Annotated in this window: 21 protein-coding genes; 16 read left to right on the top strand and 5 right to left on the bottom strand. The window is 71.8% G+C overall.

The genetic code is table 11. The features are described from left to right. The first annotated feature begins 43 nt into the window (after positions 1-43). A complete protein-coding gene (glnA, locus tag CG723_RS05640; RefSeq protein WP_100592112.1) occupies positions 44-1,453 on the top strand; it encodes a type I glutamate--ammonia ligase in 1,410 nt (469 codons plus the stop codon). A gap of 256 nt (positions 1,454-1,709) precedes the next feature. On the opposite strand, the gene CG723_RS46065 is transcribed toward glnA, so the two are convergent. Continuing rightward, positions 1,710-2,033: a hypothetical protein gene (locus tag CG723_RS46065; RefSeq protein ID WP_159032391.1), complete on the bottom strand. Its 324-nt coding sequence runs from the start codon at positions 2,031-2,033 to the stop codon at positions 1,710-1,712. A gap of 113 nt (positions 2,034-2,146) precedes the next feature. Between CG723_RS46065 and CG723_RS05635 the strand changes: the two genes are divergently transcribed. After that, positions 2,147-2,671 carry a DUF1269 domain-containing protein gene (locus CG723_RS05635; RefSeq protein ID WP_100592111.1) on the top strand — a complete coding sequence of 175 codons (525 nt, stop codon included), beginning with the start codon at positions 2,147-2,149 and terminating at the stop codon, positions 2,669-2,671. Between the two features lie 65 nt (positions 2,672-2,736). On the opposite strand, the gene CG723_RS05630 is transcribed toward CG723_RS05635, so the two are convergent. Further along, positions 2,737-4,077: a DUF2252 domain-containing protein gene (locus tag CG723_RS05630; RefSeq protein WP_100592110.1), complete on the bottom strand. Its 1,341-nt coding sequence runs from the start codon at positions 4,075-4,077 to the stop codon at positions 2,737-2,739. A gap of 37 nt (positions 4,078-4,114) precedes the next feature. Next, positions 4,115-4,597, bottom strand: coding sequence for an FxLYD domain-containing protein (locus CG723_RS05625; protein WP_199841664.1), 483 nt, complete (start codon positions 4,595-4,597; stop codon positions 4,115-4,117). Positions 4,598-4,707: 110 nt separating this feature from the next. On the opposite strand from CG723_RS05625, the gene CG723_RS05620 reads away from it, so the two are divergent. Then, entirely contained in the window at positions 4,708-5,943 is a 1,236-nt protein-coding gene (locus CG723_RS05620) for a winged helix DNA-binding domain-containing protein (RefSeq protein ID WP_100592109.1), read from the top strand. Between the two features lie 62 nt (positions 5,944-6,005). Here the strand turns inward: CG723_RS05620 and CG723_RS05615 are convergent, their stop codons facing one another. Beyond that, positions 6,006-6,284, bottom strand: a complete 279-nt coding sequence (locus tag CG723_RS05615; protein WP_100592108.1) for a hypothetical protein — start codon at positions 6,282-6,284, stop codon at positions 6,006-6,008. A gap of 133 nt (positions 6,285-6,417) precedes the next feature. On the opposite strand from CG723_RS05615, the gene CG723_RS05610 reads away from it, so the two are divergent. The 8 genes from CG723_RS05610 (at position 6,418) to CG723_RS05575 (ending at position 14,662) form a co-directional block, all read left to right on the top strand. Further along, entirely contained in the window at positions 6,418-6,780 is a 363-nt protein-coding gene (locus CG723_RS05610) for an arsenate reductase family protein (RefSeq protein WP_100592107.1), read from the top strand. A 143-nt stretch (positions 6,781-6,923) separates the two neighbouring features. Continuing rightward, entirely contained in the window at positions 6,924-7,661 is a 738-nt protein-coding gene (locus CG723_RS05605; protein ID WP_100592106.1) for a hypothetical protein, read from the top strand. A gap of 235 nt (positions 7,662-7,896) precedes the next feature. Continuing rightward, entirely contained in the window at positions 7,897-8,928 is a 1,032-nt protein-coding gene (gene glnII / locus CG723_RS05600) for a glutamine synthetase (protein WP_100592105.1), read from the top strand. A gap of 381 nt (positions 8,929-9,309) precedes the next feature. Further along, on the top strand, positions 9,310-9,927 hold the full coding sequence (locus tag CG723_RS05595; protein WP_100592104.1) for a winged helix-turn-helix domain-containing protein: 618 nt from the start codon (positions 9,310-9,312) through the stop codon (positions 9,925-9,927). Positions 9,928-10,029: 102 nt separating this feature from the next. Then, positions 10,030-11,028 carry an NAD-dependent epimerase/dehydratase family protein gene (locus tag CG723_RS05590; protein WP_100592103.1) on the top strand — a complete coding sequence of 333 codons (999 nt, stop codon included), beginning with the start codon at positions 10,030-10,032 and terminating at the stop codon, positions 11,026-11,028. A gap of 122 nt (positions 11,029-11,150) precedes the next feature. Then, positions 11,151-12,440, top strand: coding sequence for a sensor histidine kinase (locus tag CG723_RS05585; RefSeq protein ID WP_100592102.1), 1,290 nt, complete (start codon positions 11,151-11,153; stop codon positions 12,438-12,440). After that, positions 12,425-13,075, top strand: a complete 651-nt coding sequence (locus tag CG723_RS05580) for a response regulator transcription factor (protein ID WP_100592101.1) — start codon at positions 12,425-12,427, stop codon at positions 13,073-13,075. Before CG723_RS05585 ends, CG723_RS05580 begins: the two co-directional genes overlap by 16 nt. 66 nt (positions 13,076-13,141) lie before the next feature. Next, the gene (locus tag CG723_RS05575; protein ID WP_100592100.1) at positions 13,142-14,662 is read left to right on the top strand and encodes a DUF1996 domain-containing protein; all 1,521 of its coding nucleotides are present in this window, start codon (positions 13,142-13,144) and stop codon (positions 14,660-14,662) included. Positions 14,663-14,711: 49 nt separating this feature from the next. Here the strand turns inward: CG723_RS05575 and CG723_RS05570 are convergent, their stop codons facing one another. Further along, positions 14,712-15,155, bottom strand: a complete 444-nt coding sequence (locus CG723_RS05570) for a hypothetical protein (protein ID WP_384263701.1) — start codon at positions 15,153-15,155, stop codon at positions 14,712-14,714. 114 nt (positions 15,156-15,269) lie between these two features. Between CG723_RS05570 and CG723_RS05565 the strand changes: the two genes are divergently transcribed. The 5 genes from CG723_RS05565 (at position 15,270) to CG723_RS05545 (ending at position 22,857) form a co-directional block, all read left to right on the top strand. Beyond that, positions 15,270-18,374 carry an alpha-N-acetylglucosaminidase gene (locus CG723_RS05565; RefSeq protein ID WP_100592099.1) on the top strand — a complete coding sequence of 1,035 codons (3,105 nt, stop codon included), beginning with the start codon at positions 15,270-15,272 and terminating at the stop codon, positions 18,372-18,374. A 76-nt stretch (positions 18,375-18,450) separates the two neighbouring features. Continuing rightward, positions 18,451-19,251 carry a tyrosine-protein phosphatase gene (locus CG723_RS05560; RefSeq protein WP_100592098.1) on the top strand — a complete coding sequence of 267 codons (801 nt, stop codon included), beginning with the start codon at positions 18,451-18,453 and terminating at the stop codon, positions 19,249-19,251. 107 nt (positions 19,252-19,358) lie between these two features. Continuing rightward, on the top strand, positions 19,359-19,871 hold the full coding sequence (locus CG723_RS05555; RefSeq protein WP_100592097.1) for a tetratricopeptide repeat protein: 513 nt from the start codon (positions 19,359-19,361) through the stop codon (positions 19,869-19,871). Between the two features lie 55 nt (positions 19,872-19,926). Beyond that, entirely contained in the window at positions 19,927-21,840 is a 1,914-nt protein-coding gene (locus CG723_RS05550; protein WP_100592580.1) for a hypothetical protein, read from the top strand. Positions 21,841-21,939: 99 nt separating this feature from the next. Further along, positions 21,940-22,857: a metal-dependent hydrolase gene (locus CG723_RS05545; RefSeq protein WP_100592096.1), complete on the top strand. Its 918-nt coding sequence runs from the start codon at positions 21,940-21,942 to the stop codon at positions 22,855-22,857. Position 22,858: the final 1 nt, after the last annotated feature.

Genomic DNA, 22,858 nt, shown 5'->3' with positions numbered 1-22,858 from the left:
GCTGCAACCCCGCCCCTCCCCGGGTGGGAGTAGGAGGAGTTGGATGTTCCAGAACGCCGATGACGCCAAGAAGTTCATCGCGGACGAGGACGTCAAGTTCGTCGACGTCCGGTTCTGCGACCTGCCGGGTGTGATGCAGCACTTCACGGTGCCGGCCGCGGCGTTCGACCCCACCGAGGAGCTGGCCTTCGACGGATCCTCGATCCGGGGTTTCCAGGCCATCCACGAGTCCGACATGGCGCTCCGCGCCGACCTGTCCACCGCGCGCGTCGACCCCTTCCGCCGCGACAAGACGGTCAACATCAACTTCTTCATCCACGACCCGATCACGGGCGAGCAGTACTCCCGTGACCCGCGTAACGTCGCGAAGAAGGCCGAGGCGTACCTGGCCTCCACCGGCATCGCCGACACCGCGTACTTCGGCCCCGAGGCCGAGTTCTACGTCTTCGACTCGGTCCGCTTCGAGACCTCCGCGAACCGCTCGGTCTACGAGATCGACTCCGAGGCCGGCGCCTGGAACACCGGTTCGGAGGAGAACAACCGCGGCTACAAGGTCCGCTACAAGGGCGGTTACTTCCCGACCCCGCCGGTCGACCACTTCGCCGACCTGCGCGCGGAGATCTCCCTCGAGCTGGACAAGAACGGCCTCCAGGTCGAGCGCCAGCACCACGAGGTCGGCACGGCCGGCCAGGCGGAGATCAACTACAAGTTCAACACGCTGCTCGCCGCGGCCGACGACCTGATGCTCTTCAAGTACATCGTGAAGAACGTCGCGTGGCGCAACAACAAGACCGCGACCTTCATGCCGAAGCCGATCTTCGGTGACAACGGCTCGGGCATGCACGTCCACCAGTCCCTGTGGGCGAACGGCGACCCGCTCTTCTACGACGAGCAGGGCTACGCGGGCCTCTCGGACATGGCGCGCTACTACATCGGCGGCATCCTGAAGCACGCCCCGTCGCTGCTCGCCTTCACGAACCCGACGGTGAACTCGTACCACCGCCTGGTCCCGGGCTTCGAGGCGCCGGTCAACATGGTCTACTCGCAGCGCAACCGCTCCGCCGCGATGCGTATCCCGATCACGGGCTCGAACCCGAAGGCCAAGCGCGTCGAGTTCCGCGCGCCGGACCCGTCCTCGAACCCGTACCTCGCCTTCTCGGCCCTCCTGATGGCCGGCCTCGACGGCGTGAAGAACAAGATCGAGCCGGCCGAGCCGATCGACAAGGACCTGTACGAGCTGGCTCCCGAGGAGCACGCGAACGTCCAGCAGGTTCCGACCTCGCTCCCCGCGGTCCTCGACGCCCTCGAGGCGGACCACGAGTACCTTCTGGCCGGCGGTGTCTTCACCCCCGACCTGATCGAGACGTGGGTCGACTACAAGCGCACGAACGAGATCGCCCCGATCCAGCTCCGCCCGCACCCGCACGAGTTCGAGCTGTACTTCGACATCTAAGAACGCCACAGGTCAGAGCGGGCTTCCGCTCTCCTGGGCCGTCTGTGGGCCGTCGGCCGTGCTCTTCCGCTTCCGGAAGGCACGGCCGACGGCCTTTCTGTGGGTACCGCTCAGGCCCCGACGGGCGCGGTCCCGCCGCCCGAACGTCGAAGGCTCCTCGGAACGGCCCTTTGCCAGACGCTCCTTGCACGACATGCGGACGGGATGGGCCCATCTACGGGGGACTGAAAATCTGCGACCGCGCCACCGCAGGCGATCAGTCGCTCGCACCTTCCGGGCTCCATTCCTGGTGAGGGGTGGCGGCCCTTTCCTGTGCGTTCGAGACGCGCGGAGGTGGGAGCGGGGGATGGGGTGGGGGCGGGGGGAGAGGGCGCTTCGCCGCTCGCGGTGGGAACAGGGCTGCGGGGAACAGGAAGCCGAGCGCGGCTGCCGTGGCGGCTCCGAGCAGCGCGGACCACAGGACGTCCCAGTCGGCGCCGGATTCGAAGAGCTGCGCCAGCCCTGCCACAAGGAGTCCGGAGCCGCTCATCAGGAGTGCCACTCGTCGTCGGCGGCGCAGGCCTTGTCCGTTGCTGTTCATGGACCGCAGCCTGGCGCCCGTCGCCTCCCGGCGGAAGGGCGGCTTCGTTCTGCGCACTGCCACAAACGCTCATAAACTCGGGCGAAGTTGCACAGACTTCCGAGGAGTGCCGTATGAGCAATCTGTTCGTCGTCGCCTACAACGACCTCGCCACGGCCAATCAGGTGCGCGAGAAAATGCTCGATCTGGCCAAGCAGCACCTCGTCGAGCTCGAGGACATCGTGGTCGTCGAGCGGCGCGAGGACGGGAAGATCAAGCTGCATCAGGCCGTGAACTACACGGCGACGGGTGCGGCCGGCGGGGCCTTGTGGGGCGGTGTCATCGGGCTGCTCTTCCTCGTGCCGCTGCTCGGTGCGGCCGTCGGTGCCGCGGCCGGGGCCGCCGGTGGTGCCGCGACCGACACCGGCATCAACGACGACTTCATGAAGGAGCTGAGCCAGAACCTTCAGCCCGGTGCCGCCGCGCTGTTCGTCCTGGTGAAGCAGGCCGCCCCGGACAAGGTCATCCCCCAGATCGCGTCGTTCGGCGGTCAGCTCGTCCAGACCTCGCTGAGCAACGAGGAGGAGGAGCAGTTGCGGGCGGCGCTGAAGGCGGCCAAGGGTGAGGCGGCGGCACAGGAGGCCTCGAACGGGGCCTGACACATCCATCCGTACGGTCCTGTCGGTACGGCCGCTCCCGTCCGGGGGCGGCCGTACCGGCGTTCTCAGACGCCCGGAGCGATCGTGATCAGGCCCTCCGACGCCGCCCTGCGCAGGGCCGTGTGGTCGGTGGCGTTCTGGTCGGTGTAGCGCAGCGCGAAGTCGGCCACGGCGCGGTCGAAGATGTCGGCGCGGCCGAGGTAGCCGGAGATGGCGATGCGGTCGCCCGAGCGGGCGTGGGCGCGGGCCAGTGCGGTGCCGCACAGTTCGGCGTAGGCGCGCAGATCGTCCGGGCCTAGGCCTGCGACGTCGGCGGCGCCCTTCATGTCGCGCAGCTGACGCCAGTAGAAGGCGCGGCCCTGAGGGCCGGTCATCCAGCCGAGGAAGATGTCACCGGAGGCCTGGAGCAGGCGCTGGCCCGCGACGACGCGGTGGCCCGGGTGCACGTACGGGCCGTGCGGCTGGTATTCCTCGATGACGGACCGGGTGGCCTCCTTGATCTGGAGGAACAGCGGGTCGTCGGCGTCGCGCCCTTCGAGCAGCACGACGAAGCAGCGGGTGCCGACGCTGCCGACGCCGACGACCTTGCGGGCGGCCTCGACGAAGCGGTAGCGGTCGAGGAGGCGGCGGCGTTCCTCGGCGAGGGTGGAGCGGTAGTCGCCGAAGAGTTTGCGCACCGTGGCCGTGTCGGGGGTGCTCGCCGGTTCGAGGAGCGGCGGGTCCCGAACGATGCGGCGGCGCCCGTCGACGACCTCGGTGAGCTTGCCCAGCGCGTGGAGGCTGGTGCGGCGGGTGGCGTGGGCGAGGGTCGCCTGGACGCGGCGTCGGCTGCGGCCGGAGCGGATGAGGGGCAGCAACTGGTGCGCATTGATGTGCTCGTACCAGACGGCGAGTTCGCCCATCTCGGAGAGCCGGCGCATCGCGGTGCGGTACGCGGCGGCGGCCGCACGGGCCGATCTGAGGGCCTGGGTGTCGGTGTGCCCGTTGTCGCGGGCGGCGACGGCCACGCTCGCGGCCAGCCGCTTCACGTCCCATTCGAAGGGGCCCGGGCTGGTCTCGTCGAAGTCGTTGACGTCGAAGAGCAGGGACCGTTCCGGCGACGCGAAGAGGCCGAAGTTCAACAGGTGGGCGTCGCCGCAGAGTTGGACGGTGAGGCCGGTGGCGCGCTGGGTGGCCAGGTCACCGGTCATGACGGCGGCGGCGCCGCGCAGGAACGCGAACGGGGAGGCCGCCATCCGCCCGTACCGGATGGGCAGCAGTTCGGCGACGCGGTCGGCCGCCTGGCGTTCCAGTACGACGACGGGGTCGGTGCGGTCGGCGGAGGGGATCCACGCCCCGTGCGAGGAGCGTGACGCGCGTTTGCGGGCCTCCTTGCCCAGGGCCGCCCGGGCCTGGGGGGTGGTCATGCGGCACCGTCCGCGTGGCCTGCGGGGGCGGTCACGGCTAGTGCCGTAGCGCTCTGCCGACGTCCGCTTTCACGTCGCCGGTGAGGGTGCGGTTGCTGCGGGCCGTCGCCTTCCTGGACTTGCCCTTGTCCACGTCGTCGACCGTGACCACGACCGTGTCGAGGAGGTTGCCGCCGCTGTCGCGGAAGTTGACCTGTACCGCGTACGACGCCTGGGAGTCCGAGGTGTTGGTGGCGGTGACAGGGACCGTGATCCGGTCGCCGTCCTTCGCCACGTCGCCGAGGCCGATGTCGCCCTTGGCGTTCACGCCGCCCTTGACGCGGTCCAGTTCTTCCTGCGCCTTCGCGGTGGCGGAGGCGACCACGTCACCGCCCCGGGACGCCACGGACGACGCGGCGGACGCCGCCTTGGACACCGTGTCGGAGGGGCTGGTGTCGCTGTCCGAGCAGCCGGCCGCCGCGAGCAGCGCCGCCGCCACGAGCAGCCCGGCCCCCGCGCCCCGTATGCCATGTCCCGACATCACGCCTCCCGCTGCCCGTTCCGCTGCCGTCACCTCAGTGAAGGCGGCCGGGGCCCGGGCGGCATGCCGAGTACGGCAAACAGGTGAAGGGGCCAGAGGGCCCGGGCAGGATGGGGGCACGGTCGGACGAACAGCCCTGGGAGGTCCTTGTGAGTGGTCGGCGGCGGCACATCGGGGCGCCGGAGCGGCGGGCCAGGCTCGCGGCCGGGCAGCGGCTCGCGCCCGCCGCGCGGGCCGGCTCCGCCGAGGAGGTCGCCGGGTCGCTCGTGGCACTGCACGGCACGGACCCGGCCACCGTGTATCTGGCGGTGGGCGCGCGCCTGCGGGACCCGTCGAAGACGGTCGCCGACGTGGAGCGCGCCCTGTATACGGACCGCTCCCTGGTGCGGATGCACGGCATGCGGCACACGGTGTTCGTGTTCCCCGCCACGCTCACCGCGGTGGTGCACGCGTCGACGGGTGTGGCGGTCGCCGCGCGGGAGCGCGCCTCCTTCGTCAAGCACCTGGAGGCGGGCAGCGAGCACGACGCGGCGTGGCTCGCGGACGTCGAGGCGGGCACGCTGGCGGCGATCGGGGCCCGCGGCGAGGCGACCGCGGCGGAACTCGCCGAGGACGAGCCGCGGTTGCGTACGCAGCTGCTGTACGCGCCGGGCAAGAAGTACGAGGCGTGGCAGTCGATCTCGACGCGGCTGCTGCGGGTCCTCGGCATGGAGGGGCGCGTCGTGCGCGGGCGGCCCCGCGGGTCGTGGACGTCCAGCCAGTTCAGATGGGCGCTCATGCCCGCGCATCCCGAACTCCCCGTGGCCGAGGCCCAGTCGGAGCTGCTCCGGCGCCGGCTCGGCTCGTGCGGTCCGGCCACGGAGGCCGATCTGAAGTGGTGGACGGGATGGAAGGTCACCGACGTACGCAGGGCGCTCGCGGCCGTCGGGGCGGTCGAGGTGGAGCTGGACGAGGGAGCCGGGTTCGTGCTCCCCGACGCCGTCGAGCCCGTCACCGCCGACACCGAGCCGTGGGCGGCCCTGCTCCCCGGTCTCGACCCGAGCCCGATGGGCTGGCAGCAGCGCGACTGGTACCTGCCGCCGGAGCTGCGCGCGCCGCTCTTCGACGGGGCGGGCAACATCGGCCCGACCGTGTGGTGGGACGGGCGGATCGCCGGCGGGTGGGCGCAGGGAAGGGACGGCGTCGTCCGGTGGCGGCTGCTCGCGGACGTCGGCCGGGAGGGCGCGGCCGCCGTCGAGGCGTCGGCCGCGAGGCTCCAGGAGTGGGTGGGCGAGGCGCGGGTCACCCCCCGCTTCCGTACACCTCTGGAGAAGGAGCTGGCGGGCCCGGCCCCGGCCAGGAAGTGAGCGAACTGCCGTGCGCCGCGCGCCCGTTGAGCTGGACAACGGGCGGGCGGCGCACGTGGCTGTCAGCGGCTGTAGCGCATCAGCGCGCGCACCATGTGGCAGGTGGTGTCCGACGGCGGATGGATACCGACGCGCTCCGCCGTGCTCCGTATCGTCCGGTTGTGGGCCTGGTTCGGGAGGTAGACGCCCGAGTCGAGCAGGGCGATCGCGAGGCGCATGGCCTTGAGGCGGCGGTTGTGCGTGATGTACCAGTCACGCGGCCGTCCCGCGGGCAGGGCCTTCTTCGCGAGTGGCTTGCAGGGCAGGTCGATCAGCATCGGTGCGGCAGCGGGCACAGACATCCTCCTGTCGCGGGAGGGAGACCTTCCGAGGCTCTCCGCGGCCCCGGGCGCTCCCTCGAACACTGCCTCAATTCTACTGCCGGGCACTGACAATAGCCGCTGGCCACAAGGCCTTTCCCGTACCTTTGGCCCCATGGAAATCTGGATCAACCCCGCCTGTTCGAAGTGCCGCAGCGCGCTGTCCCTGCTCGACGCGGAGGGAGCCGACTACACGGTGCGGCGCTACCTGGAGGACGTGCCGTCCGAGGACGACATCCGCGCCGTTCTGGAGCGGCTCGGGCTGGAGCCGTGGGACATCACACGGACGCAGGAGGCCGACGCGAAGGAGCTCGGCCTGAAGGACTGGGCGCGGGACGCGGGTGCGCGCGACCGGTGGATCGCGGCGCTCTCCGCACACCCGAAGCTCATCCAGCGGCCGATCATCACGGCGGAGGACGGTACGGCCGTGGTGGCGCGCAGCGAGGACGCGGTCCGGGACGCGCTCGGACGCCACTGAGACGCGAGGGGCTCACCCGCGGTCCCAACTCTCGTGTGACGTACGTTACTTGAGCTTCCCCTGGGTCAGTTGAGTTCCGCCCTCCAGTTACCCGTACGTAAAGGTGCGCGCACCGACGTTCGTAACGACGACAGGAGGCGGACATGTCCCGCAGGAGAAGGATGGGCCCCCGGAAGAAGGCCGCGCTCGCCGTGAGCGCGGCCCTCGTCGCCGGTGGGGCGGCTTTCGCTCTCGCGAGTACGGGCAATGCGGCGCCGGTCGCGCAGAACGCCCAGGTCTGCCAGGGCCTGGAGACCGCGATCGCCAACAACCAGAAGTTCATCGACGGGCAGCGGGCCGCCCCGGACGCGCAGTCCGAGGCCCGCATCGCCAACCGGGAAGCGGTCATCGCGGAGATCCGGCGCAAGGAGGCGGCATCCGGCTGCGAGGCCGGGGACGGGGCGCAGGCCGGAGCCGGGGCCGATGACGCCGCCGGAGCGGGAGCCGGTGCTGATGACGCCGCCGGCGCCGGTTCCGATGATGCGGCCGGCGGCATGGAGACGGTGACCGCCGCACCGCCGGACACCGTCACCGCCGAACCCGATCCCACGGACGCGGCCGGCGGCGCCGGTGACGCAGGAGGGGACGCCGCCGGCGAGCAGGTCTGTGCCGGTTCGACCGTGACGCTGTCCGGTGAGGGCGGCGCGCCCGCCGCGTCCAGCGGACAGTTCCCCGCCGGGACGAAGCTCAAGGTCACCAACCTGGACAACGGCAAGTCCACGTCCGTCGAGGTCACATCCGTCTCCGGAAGCTGCGTCCTGCTGAACAACTCGGCGTTCGAGCAGGTCCGCGAACCGGGCAAATTCCTCATCCGCAACGCACGTATAGAGAAGGTGGGCTGACCTCACAGGCCCACCGGGCCTACGGCCCCGGCCCGCGCGCGTGCCCCCATGACGTGCGCGGGCCGGGGCCGTCCGGCGAAACGTGACTCCGGCCACAGAGGGGCCCGGGTAACACGGGGTTCACATATGGGCAACGGACGGGAAATCCCCTGTTGACAGTCTGCGGAGCAGCACACCGAGGCGCCGCACCCGCACATGACTGCGCCGTACAGACCCACCCGAAGGATGTGGCCCCGTGACGTTCAAGGCTGAGTACATTTGGATCGACGGCACCCAGCCGACGGCCAAGCTCCGTTCGAAGACGAAGATCATCGCGGGTTCCGCGCCGGCGCTCGAAGAGCTGCCGATCTGGGGCTTCGACGGTTCGAGCACCAGCCAGGCCAAGGGCCACGCCTCCGACCGCGTGCTGCGTCCCGTCGCCTCCTACCCGGACCCGATCCGCGGCGGCGACGACATCCTCGTCATGTGCGAGGTCCTGAACATCGACATGACGCCGCACGAGTCCAACACGCGTGCCGCGCTCGCCGAGGTCGCGGAGCAGTTCGCCGCGCAGGAGTCGATCTTCGGCATCGAGCAGGAGTACACGTTCTTCGAGGGCGAGCGCCCGCTCGGCTTCCCCGTGGGCGGCTTCCCGGCCGCGCAGGGCGGCTACTACTGCGGTGTCGGCGCGGACGAGATCTTCGGCCGTGACGTCGTCGAGGCGCACCTGGACAACTGCCTCAAGGCGGGCCTCGGGATCTCCGGCATCAACGCCGAGGTCATGCCCGGCCAGTGGGAGTTCCAGGTCGGCCCGCTCGCCCCGCTCGAGGTCTCCGACCAGCTGTGGGTGGCCCGCTGGCTGCTGTACCGCACCGCCGAGGACTTCAACATCTCCGCGACCCTCGACCCGAAGCCGGTCAAGGGCGACTGGAACGGCGCCGGCGCGCACACCAACTTCTCCACGAAGGCGATGCGCGAGGGTTACGAGGCGATCATCACCGCGTGCGAGTCGCTCGGCGAGGGCTCGAAGCCGATGGACCACGTCAAGAACTACGGCGCGGGCATCGACGACCGTCTGACGGGTCTGCACGAGACCGCCCCGTGGAACGAGTACAGCTACGGCGTCTCCGACCGCGGTGCCTCGGTCCGCATCCCGTGGCAGGTCGAGAAGGACGGCAAGGGCTACATCGAGGACCGCCGTCCGAACGCGAACGTCGACCCGTACGTCGTGACGCGCCTGATCGTCGACACCTGCTGCACCGCTCTGGAGAAGGCCGGTCAGGTCTGATCCGCGGCACCTGATTCCCGAAGGGCGCCCACCGGTCCGGTGGGCGCCCTTCGCGTCGCCGCGCACCTCGGACAGCGTCAAGTTCACGCCAAGGTGCCGTCCGACCGGTGAGAGGGGGGTCCTGCCCCGCGACCCCGTCTGCTTCAATGGAGCCATGGCCAGCTTCCACAACACCGCGACGGGTCGCCACGACCTCGAGCCCTTCTGGCCTTCCCGTCAGCACCACGACTTCGACCGGGTGTGTTGCCGCGCGGAGAACGCGCAGGCCCTATAAAGCCGGTCCACCCCGGCGTTCGGCCCGCGCGCACGACGTAGGTCCTTCTGCGACCTCGCAGTTCTCGACGATCTCGATGACTCCTCGCGCGAAAGAGTTGACCACTCATGGCGAACACCCGTTCCTTCACCACCGCTTCCTCTGCGACCTCCGCCCCCTCCCCCGCCGTCTCCGGCCGCCACCGGCTGCGCGCCGTCGACCGGGACGAGGTGGTCGACGTCACGGACTTCCTGCCGCCGGGCGCGACCTGGCTGCCCGCTCCCCCGCACACCCTGCCCACGCTGCCGGGCCGGCCCCCGATGATCGGCTACCTGGTCCTCGTACCGGCGGACCAGCAGCCGCTGCTCCCGGTGCCCGACGAGCCCGGGCGGCGGCCCGAAGCGGCGCCGCAGGACAGCGACACCGCCATCACCGCCACCGCCACCGCCACCGACGCGCTCGTCCGCATCGACGGCACACAGCGCACCGCGCAGGTGAACGGGCGCCAACTCGACCTGACCTACCTGGAGTTCGAGCTGCTCGCGCACCTCGTCGCGCATCCGCACCGGGTGCACACCCGCGACCAGCTCGTGACCACGGTGTGGGGCTACGGGCACGTGGGCGACGGACGGACGGTCGACGTCCATGTCGCGCGGCTGCGGCGCAAGCTCGGGGCCGAGCACCGTCAGGTGATCCAGACGGTGCGGCGGGTGGGCTACAAGTACGCCCCGCCGGCCGCGCGTTGACCGTCAAGCGGAGCGCCGTCCGCCGGCCGTCGCCGGCCGAACAGTTCTCCCACGGGCAGAAACGGATTCCCTGACGCGTCCCGAGCAGGCAGAGTCACCGGCATGAAACTTCTGGTACTCGGCGGTACGGAATTCGTGGGGCGCGCAGTGGTGGAGGCCGCGGTCGCCAGGTCCTGGGACGTGACGGTCTTCCACCGCGGGCAGCACGCGGCGCCCGAAGGGGTGCGGTCCCTGCACGGGGACCGCACCGCGGACGGCGGGCTCGCCGCGCTCGCGGAGAGCGAGAGCGAGTGGGACGTCGTCGTGGACACCTGGGGGGCGGCGCCCCGCGCGGTCCGCGACTCCGCCCGGCTGCTCGCAGGGCGCGCGGGCCGCTACGTATACGTGTCGACCTCGTCCGTGTACACGTGGGCGCCCCCGCCCGGCTACACCGAGGACGCCCCGGTCGTCGACGGTGCCTCGCCCGACGCGGAACGGACGGACTACGCGCGGGACAAGCGGGGCGGTGAGCTCGCGGCGGTCGAAGCGTTCGGCGCCGGGCGTGCGCTGCTCGTGCGGTGCGGGCTGATCCTCGGCCCGTACGAGAACATCGGCCGGCTCCCGTGGTGGCTGGGGCGGATCGCGCGGGGCGGCCCCGTGCTCGCACCCGGCCCCCGCGAACTGCCGCTCCAGTACATCGACGTACGCGACCTCGCCGCCTGGGTCCTCGATGCGGCACAGGCCGGACTGAGCGGCCCGTACACCGTGATCAGCCCCTCCGGGCACACGACCATGGGCGGGCTGCTCGACGCCTGCATCCGGGCCACCGGGGGCGATGCCGACCTGCGCTGGACCGCTCCCGAGGTGATCGCCGCTGCGGGTATCGAGCCGTGGATGCAGCTGCCGGTGTGGGTGCCGCCGGGCAGTGACATGCATGCCGCGCTGCACAGCGGTGACGTGGCGAAGGCGGTCGCGGCCGGGCTGCGCTGCCGGCCCGTCGAGGAGACCGTCGCCGACACCTGGGCCTGGCTGGAGTCCATCGGCGGGAAGGCCCCGCAGCGCCCGGACCGGCCGGTGCTCGGCCTCGACCCGGCGACGGAGGCGAAGGTCCTGGCGGGCTGAAGCCAGGGGGCCTTGGGGGTGGTGCCAGATACACCCCCGGACGGGTGCCCGGCCCCATGCCCCGTACGGCCCCGGCCGGGGAGACTGGGGGCGTACGGGTCGGGCGGTGGACGGAGAGCGGGATGGACGCGTCGAGTGCGTTCGGCGGGCGGGCGCGCCGCGCCCTGGTGGCGGGGGCGCGTGGCCTCGCGCTCGCAGTCGTGGGGTTCGCCGGCTCGCTCACCCTCTTCGTGCTGTCCGTCCTGTCGATCGTGTTCATCGTCCTGGGTGTCGGCGTACTCACCACTCCTGCCGTGCTCTCCCTGGTCAGGTCCTGGGCGAACCGTCGGCGCGTCCTCGCCGCCGAGTGGTACGGGATCCGCGTCCCGGCGCTGTACCGGCCCTTCCCCGCCGACGTCCGGACCGGACTCGTCGGGCAGGCGGAGCGCTGCCGGCTGATGCTCGGTGACCCGGCGACATGGCGGGACCTGCTGTGGCTGCTCGTCGACATGACGGCCGGGTTCGTGACCGCGCTCCTGCCGGCCGCGGTCGTCTTCTACCCGCTGGAGGGGTACGCCCTCGCGGCCGGCCTGTGGCGGGTCTTCACGGACGGCACGTACGTCGGCTGGTGGTACGGGTTCGTGCCCATCAGCGGCCAGGGCTCCGCGTTCGAGGCCGCCGGCCTCGCCAACGCACTCCTCGTGGCCGGTTACTTCACGGCCCCTGCGCTGCTGCGCGCCCACTTCCAGCTGACCCGGGCCGTCCTCACCCCGGACGAGGGCGAACTGGCCGCCCGCGTCGAGGTGTTGACGCAGACGCGGCGCGACGCGGTCGACACCTCGGCCGCGGAGCTGCGCCGCATCGAGCGCGACCTGCACGACGGCGCGCAGGCCCGCCTCGTCGCCATGGGCATGGACCTCGGCACGATCGAGACGCTGATCGAGAAGAACCCGCAGAAGGCCAAGGAGCTGCTCGCGCAGGCCCGCAGGTCCTCCGCCGACGCCCTCACCGAGCTGCGCGACCTGGTCCGCGGCATCCATCCGCCGGTCCTCGCCGAGCGCGGCCTCGGTGACGCGGTGCAGGCGCTCGCGCTGCGGCTGCCGGTCGCCACCGACGTCGACGTGGACCTGCCGGGCCGCGCCGAGGCGCCCGTCGAGTCGGCGGCGTACTTCGCCGTCAGCGAGGTCCTCACGAACGCCGTCAAGCACTCGGGGGCCGACCGCATCTGGGTCGACGTGCACCACACCGGGGCGACGGGCATGCTGCGGATCGCCGTCACCGACAACGGCAAGGGCGGGGCGAGAATCGGGGCGGGGTCGGGGCTGAGCGGGATCGAGCGCCGGCTCGGTACATTCGACGGCGTCCTCGCCGTCAGCTCCCCCGCGGGCGGTCCGACCATGGTGACGATGGAGCTTCCTTGCGCGTTGTCCTAGCCGAAGATCTCTTCCTGCTCCGCGACGGCCTGGTGCGGATGCTGGAGGCGTACGACTTCGAGGTCGCCGCGGCCGTCGAGAGCGGGCCCGAACTGACCAAGGCGCTGGCCGAGTTGGAGCCGGACGTCGCGGTCGTCGACGTACGGCTGCCGCCCTCGCACACGGACGAGGGGCTGCAGTGTGCGCTGGCCGCGCGGCGGGCGCGGCCAGGGCTGCCGGTCCTCGTCCTGTCGCAGCACGTGGAACAGCTGTACGCGCGCGAGCTGCTCGCCGACGGGAACGGCGGGATCGGCTATCTGCTGAAGGACCGGGTGTTCGACGCGGACCAGTTCATCGACGCGGTGCGCCGGGTCGCCGCGGGCGGGACCGCGATGGACCCGCAGGTGATCAAGCAGCTCCTCTCGCGGCGGGCCGCCGACGCGCCGCTCGGCGGTCTGACACCGCGCGAAATGGAGGTTCTGGAACTCATGGCGCAGGGCCGGTCGAATGCGGCCATCGCGGGCCAACTCGTCGTCACGGAACGGGCGATCGCGAAACACACCTCCAATATCTTTCTGAAGCTGGGACTTCCGGTGTCGGACGACGACAACCGGCGGGTTCTCGCCGTCATCGCCTATCTGGATCAGGTCCGTTGAGATTCCGCCGGGAAATCACCGGTGCTCTCTTTGAACAAGGGGCCCGTGTGTTGCGTACGTAGCTCCATGGGACGCACATCACGAAAACGGCGCTCGTCACTCGCGACGCGCATGACGGTCGCGTCGGCCGCACTGCTCCTGGGTGGAGGAGGGCTGGTCGCGGTGAACGTCTACGCGTCCGCCCACGAGGAGAACCCGGCGCAGCGCGGCGACGGCGCGCAGCAGCAACAGCAGCAGGTCGCCACCATCGACTGCCCCGACGTGGGCAACGGGCTCTCCGACGTGCCGGACGCCGCGCGGTCGGAGGTCGACGGCGAACTGGCCACGATGGACAGCCAGATCACCGAGTCGTACCAGCGCCTCGCGGCCTCGCGGGACGCGGCGGCGCGGGATCCGGAGTTCGTACAGAACAGCATTCTGCAGCCGTTGAAGGAGCGGCGTTCGACCCTCATCGACCGGATCGGCCTGGAGATCAGCCGGGCCGGCGGCACGGCCCCCGAGGGCATGAAGGACCTCGCGGCCTGCACGGCCAGGTCGGCCGGCACCGACGGCAGCCCCCCGGCCGGCTCCGCCGCACCGTCCGCGCCCGCGGACGGCGGTCAGGCAGACGGCGGCCAACAGGACGGCGGCCAGCAAGGAGACGGCGGTCAGCAGGGTGGCGGACAGGACGGCGGGCAGGGCGGCGGTCAGCAGAACGGCAACGGCCCCGACGCCTCCGACTTCGTCGACATCAACTCCGTCCAGCCCAACGTGAAGACGCCGCCCAGCCAGCGGGCCGCCTCCCGCGGCACGTTCACCACGAAATGCGGGCGGAACGAGAACGGCAAGTTCAATCCCGACAACGTCATCGTGGCGCCCGGTGTGAGCAATGGCGCGCACCATATGCACGACTACGTGGGAAATCAGGCGAACGACGCTTTCGCCAGTGACGACGATCTTGCGAATGGCGACACGAGCTGTCGCAATCAGGGTGACAAGTCGACCTATTACTGGCCTGTTCTGCGCCTCCAGAACGGAAAGGACGAGAACGACGCGCAGGCCGACGGCGGCGGCAAGGACCAGAATGTCGGCGAGATCCAGACACCTGCCTCGGTCACGCTGAAGTTCGTGGGAAATCCGACCGGCAAGGTCGTCGCCATGCCGCGGTTCCTGCGCATCATCACCGGTGACGCCAAGGCCTTCACCAACGGCGACGCGAACGCGAACGCGTCCTGGAGCTGCACCGGCTTCGAGGATCGCCAGCTCAAGGACAAGTACCCGATCTGCCCCGAGGGCAGCAAGGTCGTGCGGTCGTTCAAGTTCCAGAGCTGCTGGGACGGGCGCAACACCGACAGCGCCAACCACCGTACGCACGTGGCCTTCGCCGACCCGGCCAGCGGCGCCTGCCCGCAGGGCTTCCAGGCGATCCCCCAGCTGCAGCAGCGCATCGTGTACGACGTCCCGCCCGGCCCCGGCTTCGCCGTCGACTCGTTCCCCGAGCAGCTGCACAAGCCCGTGACCGACCACGGCGACTTCATCAACGTCTTCGACGAGGGCCTGATGAAGCGCGTCGCGAACTGCATCAACCGGGGTCAGCGCTGTACCTGACGGCCTGACCCCCCGTCGACTGCTGCGCGGTCGGCTCGCGCGGTGACCGTCAGTGCCCGGAGTGCCCGTCCTCCTCGTGACCCCCGCCACCGCTACTCCCCGAGTGGTGCGAGGAGGACTTCTCCACGGTCCCGCCGAGCCGGCCGCGCAGCGCTGTGACCGCCTTGTCGGCGCCGACGGCGATCCAGCGGCGGCCGATCAGATACGTGCCGCCGTAGTCGTCGGCCTGGTCGAGCCACTCGGCCTGGCCGCGGTCGGTGGCGAAGGTGGCGAGGATGTAGCGGTCCCGGCCGTCGCCGCAGGTGGCCTGGCGCAGCTCGTCGGCGTCCGTCTGGATGTCGGGCCTGCACCTCGCCTTGGCGGCGAGCTGTTCCAGGCTGCCGGTCGCGGTCTTCGGCACGCCGTCGGCGCTCGATCCGCAGCCGGTCAGGACCGCCAGCGAGACCATCGCCCCGGTCGCCCATATGCGCCGCATGCGTCGCGTCATTCCCATCGTTTCCTTCCGTCCCGTGCGGCGACACGAATTCGCCAGCTCCGTGCACAGCGTTGAGCAAGGGGGGTCACAGGGTTACCGTGCGCCGCACCATCCGACGCAGGGGGCACACCTATGACCGCACCGTCGCGACGTTCCGTCCTCGGCACCGCCGGCGCCATCGGCCTGGGAGCCGCCGCAGGGTTCCCCGTCACGGCTCACGCCGCCGAGGGCCCTGCCTTCGATACGGCTCCCGTACGCTCCGCACTCAACAGACTGCTCCCGGGTCACGCGGACCAGTTCCGTCTCAGGTTCCTCTCCCCGCAGGACGGCGGCGACCGGTTCCGGGTGACGGGCACGCGGGGGAGCGTCGAAGTGGCCGGCACGACACCGGCCGTGATGCTCACGGGAGTTCACTGGTATCTCAAGTACGTCTGCGGGGCCCACATCGCGTGGAACGGCAGCCAGCTCGACCTGCCGAAGACCCTGCCGGCGCCCCCGCGCCCGCTGGAGAGATCCACCGCACTCCCCCACCGGTTCGCCCTCAACGACACGAACGACGGCTACACCGCGCCGTACGCGGACTGGCCGTACTGGGAGCGGATGATCGACGTCCTCGCGCTGCACGGGTGCAACGAGGTCCTCGTCATCGCGGGTACGGAGGCCGTGTACGAGCGCGTCCTGAAGGACTTCGGGTACAGCGACGCGGAGTCGCGCGCCTGGCTGCCGGCGCCCACGCACCAGCCGTGGTGGCTCCTGCAGAACCTGTCGGGGTACGGCGGACCGCTGTCGCCCGAACTCATCGCGAAGCGCGTCGAGCTGGGCCGCAGGATCACGGACAGGCTGCGCGAGCTCGGCATGTCGCCCGTGTTCCCCGGCTACTACGGGCACGTCCCCCACGGCTTCGTGGAGCGCAACGGCGGCGACGCGCACATCGTTCCGCAGGGCACCTGGCACGGCTTCGACCGGCCCGACTGGCTCGACCCGCGCACTCAGTCCTTCGCCGACGTCGCCGCCTCCTTCTACGGACATCAGCGGGACCTGTTCGGCGCGGCCGGGCACTTCAAGATGGACCTGCTGCACGAGGGCGGCACAGCCGGTGACGTGCCCGTGCCGGACGCGGCGCGCGGCGTCGAGAAGGCCCTGCAGAAGGCGCACCCGGGAGCCACGTGGGTGATTCTCGGCTGGGAGGCCAACCCGCTGCCCGCGCTCATCGACGCGATCGACAAGAAGCGCATGCTGATCGTCGACGGCGTCTGTGACCGCTTCACGACCGTCACCGACCGCGAGAAGGACTGGGGCGGCACGCCCTACGCCTTCGGCACGATCCCGAACTTCGGCGGGCGGACCACCATCGGCGCCCGCGCGCACATCTGGAACGAGAAGTTCTTCGCGTGGCGCGACAAGCCGGGCAGCGCGCTCGCCGGCACGGCCTTCATGCCGGAGGGCACCGACCGCGACCCGGCCGCCTTCGAGCTGTTCTCCGAACTCGCCTGGACCGAGGGCAAGGTGGACCGGGCGGCCTGGTTCTCCGGGTACGCCGATTTCCGTTACGGAGTCCGGGACGCGGACGCGCGGGCCGCCTGGCGCGCCCTGCACGACACCGCGTACCAGCACACGGCGGTGGAGCGCAGCGACGCGCACGACTCGCTGTTCTGTGCCCGTCCCGACCTGGCCGCGAACCGGGCCGCCGAGTACGCGCCCCGCGCCCTGGCCTACGACCCGGGCCGCTTCGACGCGGCCCTGAGCGGGCTGCTCGGCGTGGCCGGCGGACTGCGGAGCTCCGCCGCGTACAAGTACGACCTGGTGGACGTGGCGCGGCAGGCGCTCGCGCACCGCTCGCGTCAGCTCCTGCCGCAGCTGCGGGCCGCGTACGCGAGGAAGGACCGGGACGCCTTCCGGCGCCTGGCGACGCTGTGGCTGAAGCTGATGCGGCTGTCCGACGACGTGACGGGAACGCATCCGGCGTTCCTGCTCGGGCCGTGGATCGACGACGCGCGGCGGCTCGCGACGAGCGACGCCGAGCGCGCCGAGTTCGAGCGCACGGCGAAGGTGCTCATCACGGTGTGGGGCGACCGCGCCACGTCCGACCCGGGGAGCCTGCACGAGTACGCCAACCGCGAGTGGCACGGCCTGATGTCCGACTTCTACGTGCCGCGCTGGCAGAAGTGGCTGGACGCCCTGGAGGACGCGCTGGCCACGGGGTCGGCGCCCGCGGCCGTCGACTGGTTCGCGTTCGAGGAGCCGTGGACCGTGGAGCGCAAGGACTATCCGCTGCGGCCCATCGGGGACGCGTACAAGACGGCCACGCGCGTACGTGACGTGCTCGCGCGGGCGCCCTACCAGGGCTCGCTGACCGTCACCGCCCAGCCGACGGTGTTCCCTCCCGGCGGGCACGCGCGCGTGGAGGCCGCTTTCCGCAACGTCAACGGGCTGCGGGCAACCGGGCGCGTGGACTTCACGCTGTCCGGCATCGATGCCGCGCCCGAGGGCTCCACGTCCCTGGGGAGCGTCGCGCCCGCGGGCACGGGCACGGTCCGCTGGCAGGCGAGCGCTCCCGGCACGCCCCTGGACCGGCCGCTGCGCCCGCTGCCGTACGAGCTCACCGTGCGGTACGGGCCACAGGGCGAGGACCGGGTGACGTCGGTCCACGCGGGGACGCTCTTCGAGGCCGGGCCGCTCGACGGCGCCTGGCGGACCGTCACCGACAATGCCGCCGTCTTCGGGCAGCTGGGTGACCGGTACGCGATCGACGGGGCGGGCGCCGACCTGTGGAAGGGAACCACGGAGTTCGGCTCGGCGTACCGCGAGGGCGCCTTCACGGACGGGTCGTCGGCTGAGGTCACGGTGACCGCGCAGGCCGCCACGGGCCCGTGGGCGCGGGCCGGCCTCATCGTCCGCAACTCCCTGGCGGCGCCCGGCTCCCCGGGCTTCCTGAACCTCTCCGCGACGCCGTCCAACGGGGTCGTGCTGTCGTACGACACGAACGGGGACGGCACGCTCGACACGTACCGGCGCATCACCGGGATCAAGGCGCCGGTCGCGCTGAGGCTGACCCGGTCCGGCGGCTCGTACACGGGTGAGTGCTCGACGGACGACGGGGCGACCTGGCGGACCGTCGCGACCGTGGCGGTGCCGGGGGTGGCTACGACGCAGGACGTGGGGCTGTTCATGACGGCGACGAACGGGGGCGGCGGGGCGCGCGGCACCGTGGAGTTCGGGGGCTGGCAGCTCGGGTAGCAGCGGGCCCTGGGCCAGAATGGGCGGGACATAAGCCGTGAATCCGGTCACGGCTGTGACATCTGGAGTCCCGCCCATGCCCGCGATCCCCGCCACCACCGTCGCCAACCTCCGTGACCTCGGCGGGATCCCGCTGCCCGGCGGACGCACCGTACACCCGGGCCTCGCCCTGCGGTCCGGGCAGCTCGACCGGCTCGACCCCGCAACCGATCCGGCGTTCGCCGCGCTCGGCATCCACACGATCGTCGACTTCCGCACCAACGGCGAGCGCGCCTCCTACCCCGACCACGTCCCGGACGGCGTCCATGTCCTGGTCGCGGACGCGCTCGCCGACAAGATCGCCCAGACCGGGGCCGCGCCCGCCGCCGCGCAGCTCAAGCATGTCCTGTCCGACCCGGCGCTCGCCGACGAGAAGCTCGGCGGCGGGCGCGCCGAGTCGCTCTTCGCCGACACCTACCGCGCCCTCGTCTCCACGAAGTCCGCGCGGGCCGCCTACCGCACGCTCCTGACCGAACTGGCCGACCCCGACGCGGGCCCGCTGCTCTTCCACTGCACCGCGGGCAAGGACCGCACCGGCTGGGCCGCGACGGTCGTTCTGACGCTCCTCGGCGCGGACCAGGCGGCCCTGGAGACCGAGTACCTGTCGGTCAACCCGGCGGTACGGGAGGCCTTCGCGCCGCTCGTCGAGGGGTTCACCGCGCAGGGCGGCGACCCGGAGATCGCGCTCGCGCTGATCGGCGTACGGGCGTCGTACCTGCACGCCGCGCAGGACGAGGTGACGGTGCAGTACGGGGACTTCGAGACGTACGTGCGCGAGGGGCTCGAGGTGCCGGACGAGGCGGTGGAGCGGATCCGGAAGCGGTTGACGGCCGGGTGACGCGGGGGTGCGGAGGGCTCGGGGCGCGGGCGGCATGGGACCCCGGGGGCCCGTGGTCTCGGCGAAACCCCTGTGCCGCGTGGGCACATCCGTGCCAAGGTGACCCGATGAGCAGCGAAGACTGGGACGCACGCCTGACCGCGGCGTGGGCGAGCATCGACGACTACGACGAGTCCACCGCGGGCGACTTCCGCGCCGCCATCGACGACCTCGTCGCCGAGCTGCCGGACGGCAGCCCGGTCGGCCCGTTCGAGCGCGGCAGCGCCTTCGACTCGACCGGCCACTCGGACCGGGCCGTGCCGCTGTACCAGGAGGCCCTGAAGCTCGGCCTGTCCGGCTACCGGGGCCGCCGCGCCAAGATCCAGCTCTCCAGCTCCCTGCGCAACATCGGCCGACCCGAGGAAGGTGTGGCCCTTCTCACGCCCGAACTCGACGCGCCCTCCGACGAGTTGGACGACGCCGTGCGCGCCACGCTGGCGTTGTGCCTGTCCAGCCTGGGCCGGGACCGCGAGGGCCTGTCGCTGGCCCTCGGCGCGCTGGCGCCCCATCTGCCCCGATACCAGAGGTCGATGGCGAATTACGCCCGCCTGCTGGTCGAAGCGGAGCCGGAGCCGGTGTGACACCGTGAAGTGACCATCCGACGATTCGCTCGTTCAGCTGAACGTGCAGTCGAAGGTGCAGTCACAGGATGTCGTCCCCCGTCCCGGTCCGGTCGTCGACGTGGAGCAGGCCGAGGCCGCTCTCGTCGAGCACTACCCGCGGCTCGTCCGGCTCGCCTACCTGGTGCTCCCGCCCAGCCTCGGCCGCAACCGCCGGGTGCTCACGGCGCACTCCCTGACCCAGCGCGCCCTGCCGCGAGCCCGTGCCTCGGCCGACGCGGCGGCCGTCCCGGCGCCCCGCACCGCCGAGGGGCGCAACGGCGATCCGGGCTACGGCTTCGTACGGCTCCGGGTCCTGCGCACCGCGCTCGACGCCGGCCGCCCGCTGCGGCGCAGGGCCTGGCCCCGGCGCTCCCAACTGCCTCCGCTGCTTCCCCAGGTGTGGGGCCTGCGGCTCTTCCCGCGCTCGGGCGGGGCCGATGAACTGGCCCTGGACCAGGGGCTGTCCGCGCTCAGCGGCCCCGGCCGCGCCGCGTTCGTACTGCGCGGCCTCGAACGGCTCGACGACAGCGCCGTACGGAACATGCTGGGCGCGGCCGGTGCCGACGACCCGGACGCGGCGCTCGCCGAGGCGGACGGCGTGACCATGCCGGCAGGGAAGGACGCGCTCGCGCTCCTGGAGTCGACGGAGTTCGACCCGTGTTCGCTCCAGGCCAGGCCGCCGGACCTCATGCGGCGCAGGCAGCATGTGAAGGCCGTGATCGCGGCAGCCGCCGCGACGCTGGTGTGCGGGGCGCTGCTCGGCCTGCCGGGCGGCGGCTGGGGCCCCGAGGGGGCCGCGGCGCCCGCGTACGCACAGAACCCGGCGGGCCTGGCCGCCCTGGATCCCGGCAAGTTGACGAGGGTCCCGGCCACGGCGTGGCAGACGTCGGCCCGTACGGACTTCTCGGTGTGGCCCGCGCGTGGCTCCCTGACCGCCGACCGGCCGCTGCTGCTGCGCGCCCTCGCGGTCTGGGCGCGGCCAGGCGGCTCCGTCCAGGTCTCCGCGACACCGGGCACCCAGGCCGGCGCCCCGCCCGGACCCCCGCAGCTGCTGTACGCGGGCGAGGTCGACCAGGCCCGGATCGTGCTGTTCTACGACGGTCTTCGCATCGTGCGGTACGCGGAGCCGAAGGACGGCACGAGCGGCGCCGCGCTCGACTTCGCACGGGCGGACGGCGCCACGGGCCCGGAGGCCGGCGCCCTGGTCGTGGACCGGGCCGACGGCAACGTCCGCTATCTGACCGCGCCCTGGGTGCGGAGCGCCGCCGTGCGGAACCTGCTGAGTCCGTCGGCGGCGCCGATGCCGCTCGACCGCGCCCCCGACGGCGTGACGGCCCCCTTCGCCAGCCCCGCGCTCGCCCGCGACTGCACGTCGTGGAACGCGCTCGCCCTGCGGGACGACGCGGGCACCCGCCTCTCCACCGACCTCGGCGAGCTCGTGCCCGCGCATCTCACGGCGGGCCGTCCCGGCGCGCCGCGCGAGGCGGTCGCGGCCGACTGGCAGCACTCGGCGTGCTCCCTCACCTCCGTACGCTCGCACGGCGTGCGCACCGTCAACTCCTGGGCGTACGCGCGCCAGCGGCTCCCCGAGGGCAGCGGCGCGGCGGACTGGGCGTGCGCGCGGGCCGACACCTGGCGGGGCGGCGGAGCGCGGACGCTGGCCCTGTTCACGGCGCCCGGCGGGACGACGGCTGCGGTCGCAGCGAAGTCGGAGGGGACCCCGGCCTGCGGCAGCCGGGACCCGCTGGTCCTCGCGGGCGTGCTGTGGAAGTCGCGGGGCGGCACCTGGTACGTGGTGGCCGCCGCGAGCAGGCAGGTCACGTCGATCGCGTCGTCGGGCGGCGCCCGGGCCGCGGACAACGTCCTCGCCGCGCCCACCCGGCAGGGGGCCAGGACGAAGCTGACCGGCCGCACGGCGACGGGCCGCGAGGTGGGCGCCCTGCGCTGAACCCCCGGCGCCCCGGCGGACACCCCTTGCTGACACCTCCGTAAAGAAATCGGTGCACGAGGGGTGTACCCGCCCCCTACCCGTCAGTACATTGACGCCATGTCTAATACGCAGAGCCGGGCACCGCGGCCCGTCGCTGACGAGCGCGTCGCGCTCAAGGCACGCAGGGTCTCCTTCTCCTGGGACAGGACCCCGCTGCACTGGATCCCGGACGACCCGTTCACCACGCACACGATCAACGTGCTGCATCTCCTGCTGCCCGCCGGAGAGCGCTGGTTCGTGCACGTCTACAAGCAGGTCCTGCCGTACATCCGCGACGACCGGCTCCGCGAGGACGTGATCGGGTTCATCGGCCAGGAGGCCATGCACTCGCAGGCCCACGACGAGGTGCTGCCGCACCTCAAGGAGCAGGGGCTCGACCCGACCCCGTACACCGCGCAGGTCGACTGGTTCTTCGAGAAGCTGCTCGGCGACCGGACGCTGCCGCCGGGGCGGGCGCGCGAGTGGTGGCTGATGGAACGGGTCGCGCTCATCGCCGCGATCGAGCACTACACGGCGTTCCTCGGCGACTGGGTGCTCAACGCGGACGAGCTGGACCGCAAGGGCGCGGACCCCACGATGCTGGACCTGCTGCGCTGGCACGGCGCGGAGGAGGTCGAGCACCGCTCGGTCGCCTTCGAGCTGTTCGAGCACGTCGACGGCGGCTACCGGCGCCGGGTGCGGACCTGGGCGCTCGCGTTCTCGGCACTGATGTTCCTGTGGCAGCGCGGGGCGCGCTTCTTCATGGAGAACGACCCGACGGTGCTCGACGGCAAGGCGTCGTTCAAGGAGTTCTACCAGGGCGGTAAGCGGGGCGTCCTGCCCTCCACTGCCGCCATGGTGAAGTCCATCCCGCGCTATCTCAGCCGCTCCTACCACCCCTCCCAGGAGGGCAGCACCGCGCAGGCGGTCGCCTATCTGGCCACCTCCCCCGCCGCGACGGCGGCGGAAGCCCGGACCTCGAACGGAGCCGTCTGAC

It is taken from the genome of Streptomyces sp. CB01635 (genome assembly GCF_002803065.1).
Lineage (GTDB): Bacteria > Actinomycetota > Actinomycetes > Streptomycetales > Streptomycetaceae > Streptomyces.
This window is presented reverse-complemented; position numbering and strand designations above follow the sequence as displayed.

What these genes read in the sequence shown, in the direction of transcription:
- CG723_RS05555 (WP_100592097.1), top strand. Translation starts at nt 19,359, where the DNA reads ATGAGCAGCGAAGACTGGGACGCACGCCTGACCGCGGCGTGGGCGAGC.
- CG723_RS05595 (WP_100592104.1), top strand. Translation starts at nt 9,310, where the DNA reads ATGGCGAACACCCGTTCCTTCACCACCGCTTCCTCTGCGACCTCCGCC.
- CG723_RS05590 (WP_100592103.1), top strand. Translation starts at nt 10,030, where the DNA reads ATGAAACTTCTGGTACTCGGCGGTACGGAATTCGTGGGGCGCGCAGTG.
- CG723_RS05620 (WP_100592109.1), top strand. Translation starts at nt 4,708, where the DNA reads ATGGGGGCACGGTCGGACGAACAGCCCTGGGAGGTCCTTGTGAGTGGT.
- CG723_RS05575 (WP_100592100.1), top strand. Translation starts at nt 13,142, where the DNA reads ATGGGACGCACATCACGAAAACGGCGCTCGTCACTCGCGACGCGCATG.
- CG723_RS05585 (WP_100592102.1), top strand. Translation starts at nt 11,151, where the DNA reads ATGGACGCGTCGAGTGCGTTCGGCGGGCGGGCGCGCCGCGCCCTGGTG.
- CG723_RS05560 (WP_100592098.1), top strand. Translation starts at nt 18,451, where the DNA reads ATGCCCGCGATCCCCGCCACCACCGTCGCCAACCTCCGTGACCTCGGC.
- CG723_RS05605 (WP_100592106.1), top strand. Translation starts at nt 6,924, where the DNA reads ATGTCCCGCAGGAGAAGGATGGGCCCCCGGAAGAAGGCCGCGCTCGCC.
- CG723_RS05570 (WP_384263701.1), bottom strand. Translation starts at nt 15,155, where the DNA reads ATGGGAATGACGCGACGCATGCGGCGCATATGGGCGACCGGGGCGATG.
- CG723_RS46065 (WP_159032391.1), bottom strand. Translation starts at nt 2,033, where the DNA reads ATGAACAGCAACGGACAAGGCCTGCGCCGCCGACGACGAGTGGCACTC.
- CG723_RS05630 (WP_100592110.1), bottom strand. Translation starts at nt 4,077, where the DNA reads ATGACCACCCCCCAGGCCCGGGCGGCCCTGGGCAAGGAGGCCCGCAAA.
- glnA (WP_100592112.1), top strand. Translation starts at nt 44, where the DNA reads ATGTTCCAGAACGCCGATGACGCCAAGAAGTTCATCGCGGACGAGGAC.
- CG723_RS05565 (WP_100592099.1), top strand. Translation starts at nt 15,270, where the DNA reads ATGACCGCACCGTCGCGACGTTCCGTCCTCGGCACCGCCGGCGCCATC.
- CG723_RS05545 (WP_100592096.1), top strand. Translation starts at nt 21,940, where the DNA reads ATGTCTAATACGCAGAGCCGGGCACCGCGGCCCGTCGCTGACGAGCGC.
- CG723_RS05610 (WP_100592107.1), top strand. Translation starts at nt 6,418, where the DNA reads ATGGAAATCTGGATCAACCCCGCCTGTTCGAAGTGCCGCAGCGCGCTG.
- CG723_RS05615 (WP_100592108.1), bottom strand. Translation starts at nt 6,284, where the DNA reads ATGTCTGTGCCCGCTGCCGCACCGATGCTGATCGACCTGCCCTGCAAG.
- CG723_RS05625 (WP_199841664.1), bottom strand. Translation starts at nt 4,597, where the DNA reads ATGTCGGGACATGGCATACGGGGCGCGGGGGCCGGGCTGCTCGTGGCG.
- CG723_RS05635 (WP_100592111.1), top strand. Translation starts at nt 2,147, where the DNA reads ATGAGCAATCTGTTCGTCGTCGCCTACAACGACCTCGCCACGGCCAAT.